Source organism: Cohnella faecalis (assembly GCF_003570905.1).
Lineage (GTDB): Bacteria > Bacillota > Bacilli > Paenibacillales > Paenibacillaceae > Cohnella > Cohnella faecalis.
Genome location: NZ_QXJM01000039.1, coordinates 348248 through 370338, shown reverse-complemented (window position 1 = coordinate 370338; position 22091 = coordinate 348248). Strand labels below are relative to the sequence as shown.

Here is a 22091-nt window from a genome sequence, read left to right as displayed (position 1 = left end):
CGGGAAAAGCGATCGGCGAGCAGGGTGTGTTTGACGGGCTTTTGCGTTATTCGTTCTAACGTACGATAAAATCCGTAATCAGCGAAAATTCGGAGTGAATCCAATCCAATATCGGCATCGGCAGGAAGCCGAGCGCCAGCGTCGCCGCCGCGCATATCCAGATCGTAATCGAAGCCGGCGCCGGGATTCTCAGCCCGGAGTCGTCGGAACCGCTTCTCATATACATCTGGCGGATGAACGAGAAGTAGACCGCATACGAAACGACCGTCGTTGCCAGCAGAATAGCGGCCAGCCAGTAAGCTTGAGTCTGCACCGCCGCGAACAGGATGAGCAGCTTTCCTACGAAGCCTCCCGTTACCGGAAGTCCCGCGAGCGAGCAGAGCAGCACGGTCATGGCCACAGCCGTCCATGGCGCGCGGTGGTACAGGCCGGCGAAGCCCGACAACGTCTCGTTGCCGCCGTTCCGCGATACGGCAGTCAAGACGGCGAACGCTCCGATATTCATAAAGGCGTATGCGAGCAAATAGTAGAAAAACTCCGAAAAGAGAGAAGCGTGAAAATCCGATAGCTCGATAGCAAGCGGCGTAATTAGAATCCCCGCATTAGCTACGCCAGACAGCGCAAGCAGCCGCTTGACGTTCCGCTGCCGAAGCGCGCCCGCCGTTCCGACGATCATAGCCGCAGCCGCCAGAACGGCAAGCGCAAGGAACAAATCGTCTCTCATCGCTCCGTCCGTCCCGACGGCGAACAACGCGGTGTTCATGAACAGCCGGTAAACCATCGCCAATGCGGCGCCCTTCGCCACTACCGCGAGAAAGGTCGTCACTGGCGTCGCCGCCCCTTGGTAGACATCAGAAGCCCACGCATGAAACGGAGCAAGCGCAAGCTTCATAGCGAAGCCCGCAATCAAGAGGAAGAAGCTGACATATAGCAGCGCTTGGTAATCGGCGATTGCGCTCGATTCCAATAGATTTTTGCCAATCGCACTTATATTCGTCGCTCCGGCAATGCCGTACAGGAATGACATCCCGTATAGAATGAACGCCGAAGCGACTCCGCCTTGCACGACATACTTGAATGCCGCTTCGCTGGCGATTCCGCTCCTTTTTCTCGCTCCGATCAGCACATAGGAAGTGATGCTGAGCAATTCCAGACCAATGAACAACGTTATGAGATCGGCCGAGGAAGCCATCACCATCGCGCCCAATACAGCAGGCAGCACAAGATAATAAAGCTCGCCCTTGATCGGAACGTCTTCGCTTCGAACGGAGCCAAGGGACGATAGCACGATAAAGCCTGTCGCGCCTATAAATATTAATTTCAGCAAGCTGCCGAAATCGTCAATGCGATAGCTTCCTCCCAATTGGCTGTACGAAGCCTCTTTCCCTGCCTCGCCGGCGCTCTTGAAGTCCAGCATCAGCCAGACGACGAAGAGAGCGGCGATTGCGAGACCCGCCAAGGCCAGCCAGCCGACGACGTCGCGGGAAACCCGCTTCGGCAGAAACAGGTCTACGACAGCCAGCACGATCGTAAACGCCGACAAGATCAGCTCGGGGGTCAAGTACCACGCGTCGCTCCACGTTAACGTCTGCATGCGCTACCCCCCTGACCTCGACTGAAGTTGCTCTACCAAACCGTGAAACCCGTGCTGCATCAAGTTGGTCAAAATCGAAGGGTACACGCCTAGCAGTACAATGAGCGCGACTAGAGCGACCATCGGCACCGCCTCGATGAATCTGGCGTCTTGAATGCCCTTCAGCTTCTCCGGCAGAGGCCCGTACGTTATCGAGAGAATGCTCCTGAGAATGTAGACCGCCGCGAACAAAATGCCGAGTACTCCGATTGCGGTCAGCCATTTCATCGAGCCGAACAAGCCGAGGAAGGACAAGAACTCTCCGACGAAGCCCGACAAGCCGGGCAACCCGAGAGAAGCAAGCCCGCCTACGAGCAGAATGCCCGACAGGAACGGCACCGAACGCGCCAAGCCCCCGAGCTGGTCCAGCTCCGTCGTCCCCGTTCGTTCGTACAAGCATCCCACCAGCAAAAACAAAAGCGCCGAAATGAGTCCGTGCGAAATCGATTGATACAATGCTCCTTGCAGGCCGATTTCGTTAAGCGAGGCGATACCCAGCAGAACGATTCCCATGTGGCTGATGCTGGAATAAGCCAAGACGAGCTTGAATTCCTTCTGCACGCAAGCGAGAATCGCTCCGTACAGAATGTTGACGACGCCAAGAACCGCAAGCGCGGTCGTCATCGACTCCATCTGCGCGGGCAGCAGGAACGCCCCGAACCGGATAAGACCGTAGACGCCCATCTTCAGCAGAACGCCCGAATGAATCATGACGACCGGAGGCGGCGCCTCCGTATGAACCCGAAGCATCCACGTGTGGAATGGAAAAATCGGAATTTTGACGCCGAATGCGAACAAGAGCAGGAGCAAAGCCGACCATTTCATCGGATCGCTCAGGAAAAAGCCGGCAATCCCGCCCTGCTCGACCGTAACGTTCGCCAAAGCTTGCGGATCGCTCGCGTTATGAAGCAGCACGTCATAGTTGCCGCTGAAAGTTAGATGCGCGCCGTTCGCCGTTTCCGTGAAGCCGAAGCCCAGCGTGGCGATCAGCATGAGGAACGCGAGCAGCATCGCCGCGGATCCGAGGCCGTTGTAAATAAGAAACCGGTTGGCCGCTTTTTCTCGTCCGAAATAGCCCCAGATGCCGATCAGGAAAAACATCGGAATAAGCGTCAGCTCGAAGAAGACGAAGAATAAGACCAAATCGCGGGCGAGAAAAACGCCGAACATGCCCGCTTCGAGCAGCAAAAACAGCGAATAATACGTTTTCCAGCGTTTGCGAATATGAGTCGACGCAAGCGCCGACATGGTCGCGACGATGGCCGTCAAGAATAACAGCGGAAGCGAGATGCCGTCGACGGCAAGATGATAGTCGAACAGAAGCTTCAAGGAAAGCACGCCTTGCTCTTGCAGCCGCAGTTCCGTATTGAGCGGTATAGATAGCCATGTCGCATGCTCCGTATAGGAGCTGCCGCCCGTCCCCGGCTCGTACGCCGCGAACAGCCATAGCGTCAGCGCAAGCGGAATCAGAGTGAACAGCACCGCCGTCCCCCGAATCCATGAGCTTCGCTGCTTCGGCATGAACTGGATAATCAACGCTCCGACGAGAGGCGCCAAGACGATGAACGACAGAACCGGAAAGCTGTCCAGCATTACCAGAACCTCCTTCCGGCAATGGCCAACGCCAGGATGACGAGACCGATCAGCGCCGTAAGCGCGTAAGCTTGCAATTGACCGTTCTGCAGACGCGTATTAAGCCGTCCGAGCGTGGAAACCGAGTAGCCCGCTAACCTTACCGCACCGTCGACGACATAATCGTCGAAGGCGTGTAGAGCTTTGCCCAAGCCTTGAAGCGGCTTAACGAACAAGTAGCGATAGAGCTCGTCGATATAATATTTTCGTTCGATCAGCGCAACGATTCCCGGCGCCTTGGAAGAGAATACGTCGCGGCTCACCGAGCCTTTGCCGTAGATGAGCCAGCCAAGGTACAAGCCGAGCAGACCGACCGCTACGGACACTACGATGACGAGAACGTTTGTATGCTCGTCAGGGGCCGCTCCTGTCAACCATTCCCCGAACCAGCCCTTCCACGGCGTCTCGACGAAGCCGGACGCAATGGCAAGTACGGCGAGGACGAGCAGCGGCAGCGTCATGACATCCGGAGATTCATGGGCGCGCGAGGCCGAATCGCTTCGCGGCGAGCCGGTGAAGACGAGAAAGAACAAGCGCGCCATGTACAGTGCGGTGAAGAACGCCGCAACGGCGCCGACGACGAACAGGAGAGGATGCCCCCCGTCGAGTGCTGCGGTCAGAACAGCGTCCTTCGACCAAAAACCCGAGAGCGGCGGAATGCCGGACAGAGCGAGCGCTCCTATGCCGAACGTCCAGGCGGTCACCTTCATTTTGCGTCCGACGCCGCCCATTTCGCGAATATCTTGCGTATGTACGCCGTGAATGACGCTTCCCGCTCCCAGGAACAACAACGCTTTGAAAAAGGCGTGAGTGAACAGGTGGAACATCGCGCCGGTGACGGAACCGACTCCGAGCGCCAGCATCATGTAGCCGAGCTGGCTGACCGTCGAATAGGCGAGCACTCGCTTAATGTCGTTCTGGACAAGCCCGATCGTCGCGGCGAAGATCGCCGTGAACGCGCCGACGATGGCGACGGTGTTCATCGCGACCTGCGATGCGTCGAAAATATCGAATGTCCGCGCCACGAGAAAGACGCCTGCGGCGACCATCGTCGCGGCATGAATGAGAGCGCTGATCGGGGTTGGGCCTTCCATCGCGTCGGGAAGCCACACGTGCAACGGGAATTGACCCGATTTGCCAACGGCTCCGAGAAAGATCAACAGGGCGATCAAAGTCGTAATCCCCGTGGAAATAACCCCGCTCTGCGTATCGAACACGTTATGAATGGATGCGAAGTCGAGCGCATGATCCGGCATGTACCAGAAGAGCAGCAGCACCGCGATCAGCAGACCCAGGTCTCCGATCCGGGTCACGATGAACGCTTTCTTGGCGGCGGCCTTCGCTTCCGGCTTGTGGAACCAGAAGCCGACTAGCAGGAACGAGCAGACGCCGACCAGCTCCCAGAACACATAGAGAGTGAGCAAATTGTCAGCCAGTACAAGTCCGAGCATGGAGCTCGTGAACAAAGCAACGTAAGCGAAAAAGGTCGAGATTCGCTCATCGTCCTTCATGTATCCTTGCGAATACACATTAACGAGAAAGCTGACGAGCGACACGACGACAAGCATGAGCGACGTCAGGTTCGTGACCTCGAAGCCTGCTCCCAAGGTCAAGCCTCCGACGCGGAGCCAGTCGATGCCGGAACGGTAATCCTCCGCCGTCCCGCCCAGTCTTTCCGAGACGATGCAGAGCGACAGCGCGAGCGAGAGAAGCGTGCCGAGCGTCCCGATCCATGCTCCCGTCATCCGGGCTCCGCGGCCGAGCGCCGTCAGCACGGCGAACGAAGCAAGCGGAAACACGGGGACGAGCCAAGCGTATTGTGCGAAGGAGCTCATCGGTTACCTCCTCAACTCGTCGAATTCGTCCACGTTCACGGTGACGCGGCTGCGGTACAAGACAATCAGCACCGCGATGCCGACGGCGGCTTCCGCCGCAGCGACCGTCATCGTGAATAAGGAGAAAATTTGGCCGGCAATCGACGGAGTCGTTCCGTATTTGGAGAACGCGACGAGATTCAGATTCACCGCGTTAAGCATTAATTCGATGGATAGCAGCACGATGACGGCGTTCCTCTTCGTCAGCACGCCGTACAAGCCTAAGCAGAAGAGCACCGCCGCAAGCGTCAAATACGAGGCCAGCATACTCACGGCGCATCGCCCTCCTCCCGTTTGGCCAGCGCTACGGCGCCAATGAAGGCGACGGTGAGCAGCACCGACACGAGCTCGAACGGAATGGCATACTGCGAGAATAGCAGCTTGCCGATCTCCAGCGTATTGTTCTCATCGCCGGGACGCGCCTCTGCGGGGAAGCCGGCGTTGCGAATCGCATAGAACAAAATGCCGAACAGGCAAAGGCAGCCGATCGCGGCCAGAGTATCCCGCAGAGGCCGGCTCGGCTCTTGACCTTCGTCCTGATGCTTCGTCATCATGATGCCGAAAATCATCAGAATCGTAACGGCGCCGACATACAAGAGCACTTGCACGAAAGCGACGAACTCCGCGTCCAGCAGCACGAACAGCCCGGCGAGCGCCACGAACGTAAACGCGAGCGACAGCGCCGTGTGCACAACCTTCGTGAACTGGAGAGCCATTACCGCCCCGACGATGGCGCATACCGCGAGCAGGAAAAACGCGACGAATTCGCCCGTAAAATCGACATTGAAGTTAAACACGGGTTATTTTGCGCCCCCCTTCTGCGGAGCGCCGATCGGATTGTTGTCCGACCGTACCTTCTTATCGTTGGAGTACAGCCAGTCTTTGTCCTTGAACAGCTCGTCGCGGCTGTATGCGGCAAGCTCGAAATTATTCGTCATGACGATCGCCTCGGTCGGACACACTTCCGTGCAAAGGTCGCATAGGATGCAAATTTCGAAATTGATGTCGTAGGTGTCGATGACTTTTCCCTTCTTGGCCGGGTCCGGATTCGGCTTCCCGGTTAGCGATATGCATTCGGTCGGACAAATGCGGACGCATTGATTGCAGACGATGCACTTGTCAGGCTCGAAATATTGAATCCCGCGAAACCGGTCCGGCATATCGATCGGAACGTCGGGATACGACATCGTCACCTTTTTGGCACCCATTGTTTTTAGCGTGACGCCAAGTCCTTTGAGCATACCTTTCATGGCCTGGTCCCCCTATCCGATCAATTCGATGCCGAGCGCAGTCAAGAAAATATTGAGGATGGCCAGAGGCAGCAGCACTTTCCAGGCAAGCCCCATCAGCTGGTCGACGCGAAGCCGCGGGAACGTTGCCCTAATCCAGAACAGGCAGAACACGATAACCGCGAACTTCAGGAAAAACCAGATGATTCCGGGAATAAAATCAAGCTGCGGCAGCGGAGCGTTCCAGCCTCCGAGGAACAGCAGCGTCGTTAGACACGCGATCGCGTAGACGTAGACGTATTCCGTCAGCATGAAGAACGCGAAGCGGAAGCCGCTGTACTCGACGTGGTAGCCCGCCACCAGCTCCGATTCCGCCTCGGGCAGGTCGAACGGCGTCCGGTTCAGCTCCGAAATCGCCGCAATGATGAAGATGCCGAAGCCGATAATTTGCGGAAGGAAGTTCCAATGCCAGAACTGGTCTCCCTGATAGACGACGATATCCCTTAAATTCAAGCTGCCCGCCATCATCACGCAGCCTACGACGGACATGACGAGCGGAACCTCGTAGCTGATCATCTGAGCCGCGGAACGCATGCCGCCGAGCAAAGAATATTTATTGTTCGAGGCCCAGCCTCCGACGACGATGGCAATCGTCGTTATGCCGGACAGGGCGACGTAGTACAGGAATCCGACGTTCAAGTCCGCGAATTGCAGCTTCTCGTTGTACGGAATGAAGGCAAGCACCGTAAAAGAAGGGACGAACGCCAGCACCGGAGCGAGAATGAACAGTCCTCTGTCCGCTTTGGCGGGAATCGTATCTTCCTTGAGCAGAAGCTTGGCGACGTCCGCCACCGATTGCAGCAAGCCGAAAGGACCTGTGCGGTTCGGCCCGACGCGATATTGCATCCAGCCGATAACCTTGCGCTCGAAGTAAATGGCATAAGTAACGAACAAAATGGCGAAAGCGAGAACGCCGACAGCGCCGGCCGCAAAAATACCGGCCGTCTTCCAGCTTAACGGATCGTCCCAGAAATGCTGCATCAGCAGTCGACCTCCCCGAGCACGATATCGATACCGCCGAGAATCGTGATCATGTTCGTCATGCTTTCCCCAACGAGCAGCTTAGGCAATATTTGCAGGTTCACGAACGAAGGACGGCGGAACTTCAGACGATACGGCTCCGCCTTTCCTTTGGAAACGATATGGCAGCCGATTTCCCCGCGAGGCGATTCGATCCGAACGTATATTTCGCCCGCCGGCGGCCGAATAACGCGGGGAACTTTGCCCATCGTCTCGCCTTCGTCCGGAAACTGCTCAAGCGCTTGCTCCAGAATACGCAAGCTTTGCGTAATCTCCTCCAGGCGGCAAAGATACCTGTCGTAGCAGTCGCCGTTCTTGCCGACCGGAACGCTAAACTCGAACCGATCGTACAAGCTGTAAGGCTCGGTTTTGCGGAGGTCCCAATCGACGCCGGTACAGCGCAGATTAGCACCCGACAGTCCGTACGCTATCGCGGTCTCGGCGCTGTATCGGCCGATTCCTTTGATCCGGGAGAGGAAAATTTCGTTGCCGCTGACGAGATTGTTGTATTCGTCGAGCCGGAAGTACATGTCCTTGACGAAAGTCCGAACCCGGTCCAGCCAGCCTTCCGGAGCATCCCACTTAACGCCGCCTACGCGCATGTAGTTGTATGTAAGCCTCGCGCCACACAGTTCGTTGAACAGGTTCAATATCCGTTCGCGGTCGCTGAACGCGTACAGGAAAGGACTCATCGCCCCGATATCGAGCAGGTAAGTTCCCCACCAGACGAGATGGCTCGCCACCCGCTGCAGCTCCATAACGATAAGTCGGAGAAACTCCGCGCGCTCGGGCACTTCCAGCCCCATCATTTTCTCGACTGCGTGAACGAGCACGTAGTTGTTCGTCATTGCCGACACGTAGTCCATACGATCGGTATAAGGAATGATTTGCGTAAAATTCAGGTTTTCCGCCAGTTTCTCGGTTCCCCGATGCAAATAGCCCATGACCGGCATCGCTTCGGTAATGATTTCGCCGTCCAGCTTGACGACAATTCGGAACACGCCGTGCGTGCTCGGATGCTGGGGACCTACGTTAAGCAGCAGTTCTTCGGTACGAATCACTTGGCGCTTACACCTCCGGGTCGAGCGGAACGTAGTCTTTGCGGAGCGGATGTCCGACCCATTCGTCGGGCATCATGATGCGTCTAAGATCGGGATGGCCCGGAAAGTCGATTCCGAGAAGGTCGTATATTTCGCGTTCGTTCCAATTCGCCGTCTCCCAGATCGGAGTCGCGGATGGTACTTGCGGGTTGTCCCTATCGGTTCGCACTTTCAAGCACCACGTTTCCTTCTTGTCCATGTTGAGAGGATAATAGACGACTTCCATGTAGGTCTCGTAGTCGACTCCCGAAACATTGCGAAGATAATCGCATTTGAAATCCTCGTGGTTTCGCAAAAGAGGAGCCGCAAGCTTCCAATCCTTGCTCTTGACTACGATAGTCGGAAGATGATCGTTCGGCTCGTTGATGTAGGCTTCCTCCACCGCGTCTTCCGCGATCAGCTCCCGGAACAAGCGAACGGCGCGGTCAAGCCGGGGCTGGCTTGGAGACGGCACAGGCGGCGGAGCTGCGTCCGCCTCGTTCGTTTCGCCTGTCGCCGCCTCTGCGACGCCCGCTTTCGAACCGTCAGCAGCCGCGGTGCCATCCGTTGCGGAGGAGGATATCGAGGCGGCTGCGATCTGAGCAGCGCGCGCCGCTTGAGCCGCCTCTTCGGCCGCCTGTGCCTTGGCCGCTTGACGCGCTTCGAACGCCGCCTTCCGGCGAGCGGCTTTCTCTTCCTCGGTCTCCTTGCGCCGCTCTTGCGCGGGGACGGCTTCCTCTTCGCGCTTTTCCTCTTCGCTCATCCGTTCGTCACCCGCTTTCCGGTCTTGGCCTCGTAACGGATTTTTTCCTGCAGCTTGTTGATTCCATAAATAAGGGCTGCCGGATTAGGCGGACAGCCCGGAATATAGACGTCGACGGGAACGATTTGATCGACGCCCTTAATAACCGAATAGGATCTGACGTAAGGCCCTCCGGCTGTCGCGCATGAGCCCATCGCAATAACCCATTTGGGCTCCGGCATCTGGTCGTAGAGACGCTTTAGCAGAGGTCCCATCTTCTTCGTAACGGTTCCCGAGACGATCATAACGTCGGCCTGCCTCGGAGATGTGCGGAACATGACTCCGAATCGATCCAGATCATAGTGGGGCGCCCCTCCCGCCATCATCTCGATAGCGCAGCAGGCAAGCCCGAACGTCAATGGCCACAAAGAATTGCTTCGCGCCCACCCTTTCAATTGCTCAATGGTGCCGAAGAATATGTTGCGTTCCAATTCTTCCTTCTCTTCCGGAGACACGTTCGTCAGATCGAGTTCCATTGCAGCACCTTCTTTTTCCAGGCGTATAAGAGGCCGATCAGCAGCAGCCCCGCGAAAATGACCATTTCGACTAACGCAAATAGGCCCATCTGCTTATACGCAACGGCCCAAGGGTAGAGGAATACGGTTTCTACATCGAATACGACGAACATCAAGGCATACAGGTAATAACGGACGTTGAAGCGGATTTGGCTATCCCCCACAGGGACGTTCCCGCTCTCATACGTCATCTCCTTGCCCGGCGCCGGCTTGTGCGGACGCAACAGCTTCCCGAGCGAAAGGACAAAGATCGGAAACAGGATTCCCAAGACCAGGAAGACGGTTACAATGACGTACGAATTGACGTATTTCTCCACCTCTTCGCCTCCTAAATCGTAGGCCGTCCGGCACGCCGATCCGGTCAAATTTCCTTCACAATTATAGCAAATGCTCCCATTCAAGTCCATGATAAAAGCGTTTACAATATCCAACAAAACCGCCGATATCATTGCCTTGTTCTCTCGTTCGCTCGCTAACGCCGCTTTTGAGCAGAACGGATTTCCACCTTATGGATACAGCTTATTTCATAATCGTCCCGCGAATGATTCATTCTTTCGGCGATTGGCGTGGTGCAGACGCTCAACAGTGGGACGCGGTACCATTCTTTCGGCAGTAGGCGTGGTGCAGACGCTCAACAGTGAGTGGGACGAGGTGCCATACTTTCAGCAGTAGGCGTGGTGCGGACGCTCAACAGTGGGGCGAGGTACCATTCTTTCGGCAGTAGGCGTGGTGCAGACGCTCAACAGTGGGACGCGGTACCATTCTTTCGGCAGTAGGCGTGGTGCAGACGCTCAACAGTGGGACGCGGTACCATTCTTTCGGCAGTAGGCGTGGTGCAGACGCTCAACAGTGGGATGCGGTACCATTCTTTCGGCAGTAGGCGCGGTGCAGACGCTCAACAGTGGGACGAGGTACCATTCTTTCGGCAGTAGGCGTGGTGCAGACGCTCAACAGCGGGACGAGGTACCATACTTTTGGCAGTTGGCGTGGTGCGGACGCTCAACAGTGGGACGAGGTACCATACTTTTGGCAGTTGGCGTGGTGCGAACGCTCAACAGTGGGGCGAGGTACCATTCTTTCGGCAGTAGGCGTGGTGCAGACGCTCAACAGTGGGACGCGGTACATTCTTTCGGCCAATACCAATAAAGCCTCCATCCCCGCTTACGCAAGAGGATAGAGGCCGATCCAATTACAGTCGGTGCCCGCTTAATCCGAAGAAAACGCGGTTGCACTGTCCCGCAAGCTTGCCAAATGTGCGGCAATCTTCTTGCCGTGATTCCTGCCCGACTCGATAAAAATCTCGTTCGCGTCCCTGCCTGTCGCTACGACTCCGGCCAAATACAACCCGGGGACGTTCGTCTCCATCGTCACCTCGTCATGCGTCGGAGGCACGTTGCCTTCCGGAGCCTCCACCCCGATCGCCCGTAGAAAAGCACGATTCGGTCTGAACCCGGTCAATGCGAGTACGAAATCGGCCTCCACTTTTTCCCTAGCCGCAGAATCCGTACGCGCTGCTCCATCGCTCCCCGCCTCATCGTTCGTCCGAACCGTCACCCGAGCGGGTTCAATGGCGACGACGCGCGAACGAAGCCGAAGATCGATCCTGCCCTTAGCGACGAAGCTTTCAAAAATCGGCTTAACCCATGGCTTAATGTTATCCGATACAGATTCTCCCCGATAGACGACAGTTACGCTGGCCCCCACTCTCATGAGCTCTAATGCCGCATCGACCGCTGAGTTGCTCCCGCCAATGATGACTACCTTCGTTCCCGCATAAGGATGCGCCTCTTTGAAAAAATGCGTCACATGAGGCAAGTGCTCTCCCGGTATTCCGAGACGATTCGGATGATCGAAGTAGCCGGTCGCCACAACAACGACGCGCGCGTGCGTAACAAGCCGCTCTCCGCCGTACTTCGTCGTCGACTCGATCCGGAATCCCTTTCCCTCGGGCACGATTGCCGTCGCTTCTTCATAACGGCGAATTCGAAGCTTTTTGCGCTCGGCCACAGTGCGATAGTAATTTAACGCCTCAAGCCTATTGGGTTTCTCGTGCGGAGACACAAAAGGAATATTCGCAATTTCAAGCATTTCCGGCGTGCTGAAAAATTCAAGATACGTCGGATAGCTGGCAATCGAATTAACGACATTTTCTTTCTCGATTACCAATGGATCGAAGCCTTGATCCTGCAGCTCGGCAGCTGCCGACAGTCCGCATGGGCCCGCCCCGATAATGACGATGTCTTCCTCCTGGACGCTGCTCATCTCGTCCTCCTCCTTGCAGCAATAGAAAGAACCGCCCCTTAGGGACGGCTCATCTCTCTTGCGGATTATTCGCCTGCGGCGGCCAGACGGCTAAGAGCGCGGGAAAGCGCAAGCTCAGCGCGACGGTGGTCGGTATCCGAAGCTTTTTGGTTCAGACGCTGCTCGGCGCGTTCTTTGGCCTGACGGGCCCGAACGACGTCGATGTCTTTGCCGAATTCGGCGATCTCCGCCAAAATGACCACTTTGTCCTTGCGCACTTCCACGAAGCCGCCATGAACGGCGATGAACTCTTCGGTTCCGCCTTTCTTGGCTTTCACAGGTGCGATTTTCAAAGGGGTGACGAGCGGAATGTGGTTCGGCAAAATACCGAGCTCTCCCGCTACGCCTTTGACGACGACCATATTCACGTCTCCGTCATACACCTTGCGTTCAGGCGTGACGATTTCGAGTCTTAACGTACTGGTACTCATGTCGATGTCCTCCTGACCGGCGGATTAAACCGCAGCAGCGAGTTTCTTCGCTTTTTCGACAGCGTCTTCGATCGTTCCAACGTTGTGGAACGCCGGTTCTGGAAGTTCGTCATGCTTACCGTCAAGAATTTCCTTGAAGCTGCGAACCGTCTCTTTGATCGGTACGTAAACGCCCGGAATACCGTTGAACGCTTCCGCAACGTGGAGAGGCTGCGAGAGGAACAATTGGATACGGCGAGCGCGAAGCACGACGAGTTTGTCTTCCTCGGACAACTCGTCCATACCGAGGATGGCGATAATGTCGAGAAGCTCTTTGTAGCGCTGCAGCAATCTTTTGACGCCTTGCGCTACGGTGTAGTGCTCGTCGCCGAGAATTTCCGGCGTCAGAATCCGGGAAGAGGAAGCCAGCGGGTCAACCGCCGGGAAGATCCCCATCGCCGCAATGTTCCGGTCAAGGTTCGTCGTCGAGTCCAAGTGAGCGAACGCCGTTGCCGGAGCCGGATCGGTATAGTCATCGGCAGGTACGTAGATCGCTTGGATCGACGTTACGGAGCCTTTTTTCGTCGAGGTAATACGCTCTTGAAGCTGACCCATCTCCGTTGCCAGCGTAGGCTGGTAACCTACTGCGGAAGGCATACGTCCGAGAAGAGCGGATACTTCCGAGCCCGCTTGGGTAAAGCGGAAGATGTTGTCGACGAAGAGAAGAACGTCGCGGCCTTCCTCGTCGCGGAAATACTCGGCCATCGTCAGACCCGTCAAGGCAACGCGCATACGCGCTCCCGGAGGCTCGTTCATTTGACCGAATACCATTGCCAGCTTCGAGATAACGCCGGATTCGCTCATTTCGTGATAAAGGTCGTTCCCTTCGCGAGTACGCTCTCCAACGCCCGCGAATACGGAAATACCGCCGTGCTCGGAAGCGATGTTGTGAATGAGCTCTTGCATGAGAACGGTTTTGCCTACGCCCGCACCGCCGAAGAGGCCGATTTTACCGCCCTTGGTATAAGGGGCCAGCAAGTCGACGACTTTGATGCCCGTTTCGAGCATTTCAGTCTGCGTGGACAGATTTTCGAAAGTCGGAGCTTCACGGTGAATCGGGTTCACGATCGAACGATCCACTTCACCGGCGTTGTCGATCGGATCTCCCAGAACGTTAAATACGCGACCGAGCGTTGCCGGTCCGACCGCTACCGTAATCGGAGCGCCCGTATCGACGACTTCCGTGCCGCGAACCAATCCGTCCGTGGAAGACATTGCTACGGCGCGAACCAGATTGTCGCCGAGATGCTGAGCGACTTCAACCGTCAGTTTGATCTGGCGGTCTCCGGATTGGCTTTCGATTTTAATTGCATTGAGGATGTCCGGCAGGTGGCCGTTGTCGAACTCGATGTCGACGACCGGTCCCAGAATCTGGACAATGCGCCCTTTGCTCATTTGTTTCCCTCCACTGCGCAAACGGCTCCCGACGCGGACAGCGCCGGTGCCATTCGTCGCGTTATTGAGCTGCTACCGTAATTACAACGCGTTCGCGCCGCCGACGATTTCTGCGATTTCTTGCGTAATCGCCGCTTGACGCGCGCGGTTGTAAGTCAATGTAAGCTGGTTGATCATTTTCGTCGCGTTCTTCGTCGCGTTGCCCATGGCGGTCATCCGGGATCCGAATTCGCTCGCTTTGTTCTCCAGCATAGCGCTGTAGACAAGCGTTTCCGCATACTTCGGAAGCAGGACGCTCAGCACTTCTTCGGCAGACGGCTCGTACTCGTAATCCGCGGTAGCGCCTTTGGCGCCGCCGCCCAAGGCAGACTCGTCAAGCGGAAGAAGCTGCTTGATGGTCGGGATTTGCGAGATGGCGTTGACGAACTTGTTGTACACGATGTACAGCTTGTCGTACGTGCCGTTCTCGAATCCGCGAACCGCGGCTGCCGCAATCGGCTTAATATCCGTGAAAGTCGGAGCATCCGACAATCCCGTAATTTGTTCGACGATCGGATAATCGCGGCGAGCGAGGAAATCCCGCCCTTTGCGGCCGATGACGAAAATCGCATACTCGTCCTTGGACTTGTGGTTCTCGCGAATTTCGTTCACGAGCTTCCTCAGAAGGTTCGAGTTCAAACCTCCGGCGAGGCCGCCGTCCGAAGTAATAACCAGATAACCGGTCCGTTTCACTTCACGGCTTTGAAGCATCGGATGCTTCGTGCCGCCGCTTCCGGATGCGATGCTGGAGACGACTTCCTTCAGCTTGTCGGCATAAGGTCTGCCGGCCAACGCTGCGTTTTGCGCGCGGCGCAGCTTGGAGGCTGCTACCAGCTCCATCGCTTTAGTAATCTGTTTCATGCTTTGCTTGCTCTTGATCTGACGCTTTATTTCGCGCATTCCCTTAGCCAATTCTATTCACCGCCCCGCTTACGCCGTTACGGCGAAGCTTTTCTTGAACGCTTGAATCGCTTCGACAAGCGCCTTGTCGTTGTCAGCGGTCAGGTCTTTCGTGTCGCGAATGGAAGCGAAAATTTCCGGACGGTTCGCATCGACGTACGCCAGGAATTCAGCCTCCAAGCGACGGATGTCTTGTACCGGGATATCATCGGCATGGCCTTTGGTCACGAGGTACAGCGAGACAACCTGACGTTCAACCGACATCGGCTGGTTAACGCCTTGCTTGAGGATTTCCAACGTACGAACGCCGCGATCCAGACGGGATTTCGTTACTTTATCCAAGTCGGAACCGAACTGCGCGAACGCAGCCAGCTCGCGATATTGCGCCAAGTCGGTTTTGAGCGTACCCGCAACCTTCTTCATCGCTTTGATTTGCGCGGAGCTGCCTACACGAGATACGGAGATACCGACGTTAACTGCCGGACGTTGGCCGGAGTAGAACAGATCGGCTTCCAGGAAGATCTGACCGTCCGTAATGGAGATAACGTTCGTCGGGATGTACGCCGAAACGTCGCCCGCTTGCGTCTCGATGAACGGAAGAGCGGTCATGGAACCGCCGCCGTGCTCATCGTTAAGTTTCGCAGCGCGCTCAAGCAGACGGGAGTGAAGATAGAAGACGTCGCCCGGGTAAGCTTCGCGTCCCGGAGGACGGCGGAGCAGCAAGGAGAGCTCCCGGTATGCGGCCGCTTGTTTGGTCAAATCGTCATAGACGATCAGAACGTGCTTGCCGTTGTACATGAAGTACTCGCCCATCGAGCAGCCGGTGTACGGCGCGATGTAGAGCAACGGAGCAGGCTCGGATGCGCTCGCCGTAACGACGATCGTGTACTCGAGAGCGCCGTGCTTACGGAGCGTTTCGACAACGCCGCGAACGGTCGATTGCTTTTGGCCGATGGCAACGTAGATACAAATAACGCCGTTGCCTTTTTGGTTGACGATCGTATCGATCGCGATGGACGTTTTACCCGTTTGACGGTCGCCGATGATAAGCTCCCGTTGGCCGCGGCCGACAGGAATCATCGCGTCGATCGCTTTGATGCCGGTTTGCATCGGTTCGTGAACCGATTTACGCGCCATAACGCCCGGAGCCGGGGATTCGATCGGACGGAAGCCCGTCGTAGCGATCGGTCCGTTGCCGTCGACCGGCTGGCCGAGGGCGTTGACGACGCGGCCCAGAAGGGCATCGCCGACCGGAACTTCCATGATGCGTCCCGTACGTTTAACTTGATCGCCTTCGCGGATGCCCGTGTAAGGACCCATGATGACGACACCGACGTTGTCTTCCTCGAGGTTGAGGGCCATGCCCACGACGCCGTTCGAGAATTCGAGCAATTCGCCGGCCATACATTTTTCAAGCCCGTGAACGCGGGCAGTACCGTCTCCGACCTGGATAACGGTGCCTACGTCAACGACTTGGATATCGGATTGATACTGCTGAATCTGCTGCTTAATAAGCGTGCTGATTTCTTCAGGACGGATACTCAACTCGTTCACCCCTGTCTCCTACATCGCGTGCTTTACACGGATGCTTGAAGTTCTTTCGTCAGACGGTCCAGCTTGCCGCGCAAGCTGCCGTCGTATAATGTGTCGCCTATGCGGACCGTAAGTCCACCGAGAATGGACGGATCGACCGTGTTGTCTACCCGAACGTTTTTGCCGAGGAGCGTGCCGAATTGGGCCGCCAGCTTCGACTTTTGATCTTCCGTAAGAGGCTGTGCGGACGTTACTTGCGCATCCGCGCGTCCGAGAACGCCGCCGGCCACTTGGACGTAGGCTTCGAGGACGGCCGGAATTTCGCTTTGACGTCCGCGCTCGATCAACAAATTGACCGTGTTCAGAACGATCGTCGATACTTTTCCGCCGAAGACGGACTTAAGCGCATCGATCTTCTTGTCTACCGTGATGTTGGGAGCGGCCAGAAACGCGCCGATCTCCGCACTTCCGCCAACCGCTTCGGAGACGAGCTTAAGCTCGTTTTCGACGGCGGCGACAAGGTTTTGCGCCTGAGCCAGTTCGAACAGCGCCTTGGCATAGCGTTTGGCTACGACCGAACCGCGGCTCATGACTTAGACCCTACCTCTTGAAGATATTTGTCGACAATCTGGCTCTGCGTCGATTCGTCGACTTGCTTCTCGATGATTTTGGAAGCGATCAGGACGGACAAGCCGCTGACTTGCGCTTTCAGATCGGCGATAGCTTTGTTCTTCTCGCTCTCGATTTCGCGAACCGCCTCTTCCTTCAGGCGGGTTGCTTCGTTGCGGGCGGAGAGGATGATATCGTCCGCTTGACGGGAACCCGTCGTCTTCGCCTGCTCGATGATATCGTGAGCTTCCTTGCGAGCTTGTTGAAGAGCCTGTTTCTGCTCTTCGATATATTGGTCCGCTTCCGCCCGGTTCTTCTGGGCGCTTTCCATCTGCTCCAACACCGTCTGACGGCGCTTCTCCATGATGCCGAACAGCGGTTTGAGAGCAAAGCGCTGCAAGAGCAGGAACAGAATAGCGAACGCGACTAATTGAATTACGAAATTCTCCCATACGAAATTCACCGATGGTCACTCCTTTCACACGGCTGTACTGCCATTCGTTCATCGATTGCAAAAGGAAGGCGTGGAGGCGTTGGCACTCCGCGCCTTGCATTCCTTTAAGTTACTTACTTAGCCATGAAGATGAACGCCAAGACGAGGGAGATGATCGGAAGTGCCTCTACGAGACCTACGCCGATGAACGCCGTCGTTTGAAGAGTACCGCGAAGCTCAGGCTGACGGGAGATGCCTTCTACCGTTTTGCTGAAGATCAGACCGTTACCGATACCTGCGCCAAGCGCGCCCAATCCAAATACGATAGCTGCTGCTAACAGTGCATAAAGTTCCATTGTGTAAATCCTCCTCAAAATAATTAAGTTTGCTTAAAATCAATGATCTTCGTGAATGCTTGCCTGACCGATGTACACCATGGTCAGCATCGTAAAGACGAAGGCCTGAATAGCGCCTACGAAAATACTGAAGCCTTGCCATACGAGCAATGCCGGAATACCGACCCAACCCATTCCGAGAATAACGCCGATCATGACTTCGCCCGCGTAAATGTTACCGTAAAGCCGAAGACCGAGCGTAAGCGGCTTGGCGATCGTCTCGATAAGGTTGATCGGGAAGAAAAACGGCCACGGCTCGAAATAGTGCTTGAGATAATGCTTGCGGTTGTGGCGCAAGCCTTGGATGTGCGACAGTACGATAACGGCCAAGGAAAGCGCCATCGTCATGGCCGCGTCAGCCGTCGGAGATTTCCACCACGAGTATGCCGCATGCTCGCCCTCTGCTGCCGAAGGCAGATCGAAGCCGAATATGGAGGCCGAATGCGCCCCGTGTGCAGGTTCCGTGACGATCCCGAACGGGAGGCCAAGCATATTGCTCACAAAAATATACATAATGAGCGTCAAGCCAAGGCCGAGATAGACTTTACCCCGCTTGTAATCCGTCGCCATCCCGATAATGCTTTGCACGAATTCCACAACCCATTCGAGGAAATTCTGCATTTTGCCGGGATTGTCGACAGACAGCTTGCTTACGCATACGCGCGCGAGGATAAAGACAACCACGCTGCTGATGACGATCATCAGAAGAGCCGCGAGATCGAGCCTAAATCCGCCGAGGTCAATTATTGGCGCGAGATGTTCCATGCTAGTTCTTTTCACCCCTTTCTTCTGAGGAGTGTCCGCTTGTTCGGCGGCGGTTGGACATTAATCCCAATACGAGTGTTGCCAACGGCGCTGTAAATAATCCTGCAACCGTAGCCGGAAGGTTGAATTCCAGCATGCGTACGGATATGATCGCTGCGAGAAGTCCGATCGAAGCTCGGGACAAAAACCCGAAGCCTGAGCGGCTGCGTCGGCCGGTTGCGGCAACCTCCGCTATTCTCGCCGTTTTCCAAGCCAGGTGCCAAGTGCCGAGAAGGCTTCCGATTGCGCCGATCAGATAGCCTCCGAATACAGGCTTCCAGGCGGGGTAGATGACCCACCCGAGGCATCCCAGAGACAAAAAAAAGAACGTGGTGCGGGAAATTTTTCGCATCAAAGCTGGCAATTCATCAGTCAAGTCTTCCCAACTCCCGTATACTTGCGGATTAGCGCCACGGCCGACCCTATACCGGCCACCAGTCCAATCACGAGACCGGTCATGTACCCGTATTCGGTACCGTTCCGATCGTCATATACGGAGCCGAGCCACCAACCAAGACCGACGCATACGGCCAATTCCGCACCGATAGCCGTGACAAGGCCGGCGGCCTTCCACGGATTGTCGTCCGGGGGTAGATTCGGCTTGCGAGGAGACTCCGTCATGAATTCGTCGCTCCTTTGACGCTATTCGGGATGAAACGGCATTTAAGTAAGCCCTTTCTCCCCATGATTCACGTTTTATTGTATCTTTGCGCCGTAAGGTTTGTCAATCAAATGAAAATCAAACTTTGTGTGAACAGCGACTGTAAAAATGCCGTAATATCAATACTTCCGAGGTTTTCCAACCATACAGTTCGACTGTATGCTGTACACACTCGGCTTGTTGGCGAGCAACTGTTCCCGCCGCGAAGAAAAAAGTCGGATTGTCGAATGAAAAATAGAGGGAGCGAATCTCGCGGAGGGCAAGCGATTGAGCGCTAACCAAGAGTGTGGACTTAATCTTGCCGTTTATACATTAATGCTCCGGATTGCAAGAAACGGGATGGCGTCGCTATCCGCGATTTCCATCCCGTCCCCTTCTTTCTAGCCTCGGCGGAACGGCTCCGGGCGCTCACCCCTGCCAAAATGATGCAGAATCGCCTGGGCGATTCGCACGGAAGCCTGTCCATCCCCGTAAGGATTGGCAGCCTGGCTCATGCGGGAATATAGCGCGGCGTCCGTCAGCAAGGACTTGGTCCGCTCGTAGACGTTCTCTTCTTCCGTACCTACCAGCTCCAGCGTGCCGGCTTCGATGCCTTCCGGCCGCTCCGTCGTCTCGCGCAGGACAAGCACAGGAACGCCGTAGGAAGGAGCTTCTTCCTGCAGGCCGCCGGAATCCGTCAAAATAAGATGCGTATGCGGGTAAAAATTGTGCAGCTCGACCACGTCGAGAGGGTCGATCAGCTTAATGCGCGGATGATCGCCGAGAATGGCTTGCGCCGGTTCGCGGACGGCCGGGCTCGGATGAACCGGATAGACGATTGCGACGTCCTCGAATTCGTCGGCGATCCGCTTCACCGCGTTGAAAATTCGGCGATGCGGCTCTCCTTGCGCTTCACGGCGGTGAGCGGTCATGAGGATAAGCCTCTTCCCCTTCGCCCAGTCCAGCATAGGGTGGGTAAAGTCTTGCTTCACCGTATATTGGAAAACGTCGGTTACTGTGTTGCCGGTTATGTAGACGAGGTCGCTCGGCTTGTTCTCCTTGAGCAGATTGCCCGCCGACAAATCGGTCGGAGCGAAATGCAAATCGGCAAGCACGCCGGTCAATTGGCGATTCATCTCTTCGGGGTACGGAGCAAGCTTGTTCCATGTGCGCAAGCCGGCTTCGACGTGTCCGACCTTAATTTGCTGCATGAACGCGGCGTAGCTCGCCAGGAACGTCGTCAGCGTATCTCCGTGAACGAGCACAAGGTCGGGCTTGGCTTCCCGAAACACGGGCTCCAGCCCTTGCAAGACGCGGATCGAAATATCGTTCAGCGTCTGGCGCTCCTGCATAACGTCAAGATCGTAGTCGGGCTTGATGCCGAACACTTCGAGAACCTGATCGAGCATTTGGCGATGCTGCGCGGTTACGCAAACGATCGACTCGATTTGGTCGGGATATTTTTGCAGCTCCAGGATGAGCGGAGCCATCTTGATCGCCTCGGGTCTGACGCCGAAGACGGTCATCACTTTAAGTTTGCTCACTTGGATCGTCTCTCCTCTTCATACGCGTTACTTCGTGCCGTAAAGCCGATCTCCGGCATCTCCTAGACCGGGCACGATATACCCTTGCTCATTCAGCTTCTCGTCCAGCGCAGCCAAGTAAATATCGACATCGGGATGCGCTTCCTGCACCGCCTTAACCCCTTCCGGAGCGGCGATAAGGCACATCAGCTTCGTCGGACGGCAGCCGCGTTTTTTCAATAGGGAAATAGCCGCGTTAGCCGACCCTCCGGTAGCCAGCATCGGATCGATGACAATCAATTCCCGTTCCGTCACGTCCGTCGGAAGGCTCACGTAATATTCGACCGGTTGAAGAGTCTCTTCGTCGCGGTACATTCCGACATGACCGACTTTGGCCGAAGGCAGCAGCTGCAGAACTCCGTCAACCATCCCCAGCCCCGCACGCAAAATAGGGATCAATCCCACCATTCGTCCGGCTATCGTTTTCCCGGCGGCTTTGGAGACAGGCGTCTCCACCGTCACTTCCTCCAGCGGCAAATCGCGCGTAAGCTCGTAGCCCATGAGCATCGCCACTTCGTCTACCAGTTCTCGAAAATGTTTCGTATTAGTCGTTTTGTCGCGAATGATCGTTACTTTATGTTGAATCAGCGGATGATCGCAGATCACGAGTCGCCCCATGATTAGCCTCCCTCTCTTGCGATTGACTTTAGCCCTTGGCGGCCGGTCAATCGTCTTCTCTATGTTGCTTGCCCGTACATTATATCACTGTCTCCCAGCCATTGCGCAACACCCGTCGAATCGTGCCGGAATTAACATTTGTTTTGAATTACCGGCACAGAAAGGTAGGCGTTCGCATAGGTTGAAGCAAAGACATTATGGGGAGGAATCATCATGACCTTACAATCGAGGAATGCGTCTCCGCTCTACAAAGCCGAAGCGGAATGGGTCAAGAACGTCCATTCGACGCGTCAAAAGCTTGCGGGCATCTGCGCTCAGTGCTTGAATCGCACCGTTCGGGTTCAGACGATCGACGGCCACACGTTCGAAGGAGTCGTCATCGGCCACGACCATACGTATTTGCACATCGCGTCCCGAGACACCCGCTTCTGGGGCCCGCTTCGTCCGCCGCAATTACGACGCTTGTCTTGTTCGAACTTCTGGTCATTACTCTGCTGATCTAGACAAAGAACGGTCGAGTGCGGGAA

General features: G+C 56.0%; 25 protein-coding genes. 1 reads left to right on the top strand and 24 read right to left on the bottom strand.

What is annotated here, in order from left to right; all coding sequences use genetic code 11:
• Nucleotides 1–55: 55 nt before the first annotated feature.
• From D3H35_RS14695 to upp, 24 genes are all read right to left on the bottom strand, one after another.
• A complete protein-coding gene (locus tag D3H35_RS14695; RefSeq protein WP_119150051.1) occupies nt 56–1594 on the bottom strand; it encodes an NADH-quinone oxidoreductase subunit N in 1539 nt (512 codons plus the stop codon).
• 3 nt (nt 1595–1597) lie between these two features.
• Nucleotides 1598–3226, bottom strand: a complete 1629-nt coding sequence (locus tag D3H35_RS14690) for a complex I subunit 4 family protein (RefSeq protein ID WP_119150050.1) — start codon at nt 3224–3226, stop codon at nt 1598–1600.
• Entirely contained in the window at nt 3226–5100 is a 1875-nt protein-coding gene (gene nuoL / locus D3H35_RS14685) for an NADH-quinone oxidoreductase subunit L (protein ID WP_119150049.1), read from the bottom strand. The genes D3H35_RS14690 and nuoL overlap by 1 nt, the downstream gene beginning before the upstream one ends.
• A gap of 3 nt (nt 5101–5103) precedes the next feature.
• Nucleotides 5104–5406 (bottom strand): NADH-quinone oxidoreductase subunit NuoK, encoded by a 303-nt coding sequence (nuoK, locus tag D3H35_RS14680; RefSeq protein WP_119150048.1) that lies wholly within the window; start codon nt 5404–5406, stop codon nt 5104–5106.
• Between the two features lie 2 nt (nt 5407–5408).
• The gene (locus D3H35_RS14675) at nt 5409–5936 is read right to left on the bottom strand and encodes an NADH-quinone oxidoreductase subunit J (RefSeq protein WP_119150047.1); all 528 of its coding nucleotides are present in this window, start codon (nt 5934–5936) and stop codon (nt 5409–5411) included.
• A 3-nt stretch (nt 5937–5939) separates the two neighbouring features.
• Nucleotides 5940–6389, bottom strand: coding sequence for an NADH-quinone oxidoreductase subunit NuoI (nuoI, locus tag D3H35_RS14670; protein ID WP_119150046.1), 450 nt, complete (start codon nt 6387–6389; stop codon nt 5940–5942).
• Between the two features lie 12 nt (nt 6390–6401).
• Nucleotides 6402–7409, bottom strand: a complete 1008-nt coding sequence (nuoH, locus tag D3H35_RS14665) for an NADH-quinone oxidoreductase subunit NuoH (RefSeq protein WP_119150045.1) — start codon at nt 7407–7409, stop codon at nt 6402–6404.
• Nucleotides 7409–8509: an NADH-quinone oxidoreductase subunit D gene (locus D3H35_RS14660; protein WP_119150044.1), complete on the bottom strand. Its 1101-nt coding sequence runs from the start codon at nt 8507–8509 to the stop codon at nt 7409–7411. Before D3H35_RS14660 ends, nuoH begins: the two co-directional genes overlap by 1 nt.
• Before the next feature lie 7 nt (nt 8510–8516).
• Entirely contained in the window at nt 8517–9290 is a 774-nt protein-coding gene (locus D3H35_RS14655; RefSeq protein WP_119150043.1) for an NADH-quinone oxidoreductase subunit C, read from the bottom strand.
• Nucleotides 9287–9805, bottom strand: coding sequence for a NuoB/complex I 20 kDa subunit family protein (locus D3H35_RS14650; RefSeq protein WP_119150042.1), 519 nt, complete (start codon nt 9803–9805; stop codon nt 9287–9289). Before D3H35_RS14650 ends, D3H35_RS14655 begins: the two co-directional genes overlap by 4 nt.
• Nucleotides 9790–10161, bottom strand: a complete 372-nt coding sequence (locus tag D3H35_RS14645; RefSeq protein ID WP_233568043.1) for an NADH-quinone oxidoreductase subunit A — start codon at nt 10159–10161, stop codon at nt 9790–9792. Before D3H35_RS14645 ends, D3H35_RS14650 begins: the two co-directional genes overlap by 16 nt.
• An 889-nt stretch (nt 10162–11050) precedes the next feature.
• Nucleotides 11051–12106, bottom strand: a complete 1056-nt coding sequence (locus D3H35_RS14640) for a YpdA family putative bacillithiol disulfide reductase (RefSeq protein ID WP_119150041.1) — start codon at nt 12104–12106, stop codon at nt 11051–11053.
• Nucleotides 12107–12171: 65 nt separating this feature from the next.
• Entirely contained in the window at nt 12172–12576 is a 405-nt protein-coding gene (locus tag D3H35_RS14635) for a F0F1 ATP synthase subunit epsilon (protein WP_119150040.1), read from the bottom strand.
• A gap of 24 nt (nt 12577–12600) precedes the next feature.
• Nucleotides 12601–14010 (bottom strand): F0F1 ATP synthase subunit beta, encoded by a 1410-nt coding sequence (atpD, locus tag D3H35_RS14630; protein WP_119150039.1) that lies wholly within the window; start codon nt 14008–14010, stop codon nt 12601–12603.
• An 81-nt stretch (nt 14011–14091) separates the two neighbouring features.
• Nucleotides 14092–14961, bottom strand: coding sequence for an ATP synthase F1 subunit gamma (gene atpG / locus D3H35_RS14625; protein WP_119150038.1), 870 nt, complete (start codon nt 14959–14961; stop codon nt 14092–14094).
• 18 nt (nt 14962–14979) lie between these two features.
• Nucleotides 14980–16494 carry a F0F1 ATP synthase subunit alpha gene (gene atpA / locus D3H35_RS14620; RefSeq protein ID WP_119151159.1) on the bottom strand — a complete coding sequence of 505 codons (1515 nt, stop codon included), beginning with the start codon at nt 16492–16494 and terminating at the stop codon, nt 14980–14982.
• A 32-nt stretch (nt 16495–16526) separates the two neighbouring features.
• The gene (locus D3H35_RS14615; protein ID WP_119150037.1) at nt 16527–17072 is read right to left on the bottom strand and encodes a F0F1 ATP synthase subunit delta; all 546 of its coding nucleotides are present in this window, start codon (nt 17070–17072) and stop codon (nt 16527–16529) included.
• Nucleotides 17069–17554 (bottom strand): F0F1 ATP synthase subunit B, encoded by a 486-nt coding sequence (atpF, locus tag D3H35_RS14610; RefSeq protein WP_119150036.1) that lies wholly within the window; start codon nt 17552–17554, stop codon nt 17069–17071. The genes D3H35_RS14615 and atpF overlap by 4 nt, the downstream gene beginning before the upstream one ends.
• Nucleotides 17555–17658: 104 nt before the next feature.
• A complete protein-coding gene (gene atpE, locus D3H35_RS14605; protein ID WP_119150035.1) occupies nt 17659–17880 on the bottom strand; it encodes a F0F1 ATP synthase subunit C in 222 nt (73 codons plus the stop codon).
• A gap of 39 nt (nt 17881–17919) precedes the next feature.
• Complete coding sequence (atpB, locus tag D3H35_RS14600; protein WP_325050076.1) at nt 17920–18699, bottom strand: F0F1 ATP synthase subunit A; 780 nt, start codon at nt 18697–18699, stop codon at nt 17920–17922.
• On the bottom strand, nt 18686–19099 hold the full coding sequence (locus D3H35_RS14595) for an ATP synthase subunit I (protein WP_147355844.1): 414 nt from the start codon (nt 19097–19099) through the stop codon (nt 18686–18688). The genes atpB and D3H35_RS14595 overlap by 14 nt, the downstream gene beginning before the upstream one ends.
• Complete coding sequence (locus D3H35_RS14590; protein ID WP_119150032.1) at nt 19096–19344, bottom strand: AtpZ/AtpI family protein; 249 nt, start codon at nt 19342–19344, stop codon at nt 19096–19098. The genes D3H35_RS14595 and D3H35_RS14590 overlap by 4 nt, the downstream gene beginning before the upstream one ends.
• Before the next feature lie 420 nt (nt 19345–19764).
• A complete protein-coding gene (gene wecB / locus D3H35_RS14585; protein WP_119150031.1) occupies nt 19765–20907 on the bottom strand; it encodes a non-hydrolyzing UDP-N-acetylglucosamine 2-epimerase in 1143 nt (380 codons plus the stop codon).
• A gap of 27 nt (nt 20908–20934) precedes the next feature.
• Nucleotides 20935–21564 (bottom strand): uracil phosphoribosyltransferase, encoded by a 630-nt coding sequence (gene upp, locus D3H35_RS14580; RefSeq protein WP_119150030.1) that lies wholly within the window; start codon nt 21562–21564, stop codon nt 20935–20937.
• 213 nt (nt 21565–21777) lie between these two features.
• Between upp and D3H35_RS14575 the strand changes: the two genes are divergently transcribed.
• On the top strand, nt 21778–22062 hold the full coding sequence (locus tag D3H35_RS14575; RefSeq protein WP_119150029.1) for an LSm family protein: 285 nt from the start codon (nt 21778–21780) through the stop codon (nt 22060–22062).
• The last annotated feature ends 29 nt before the right edge of the window (nt 22063–22091 follow it).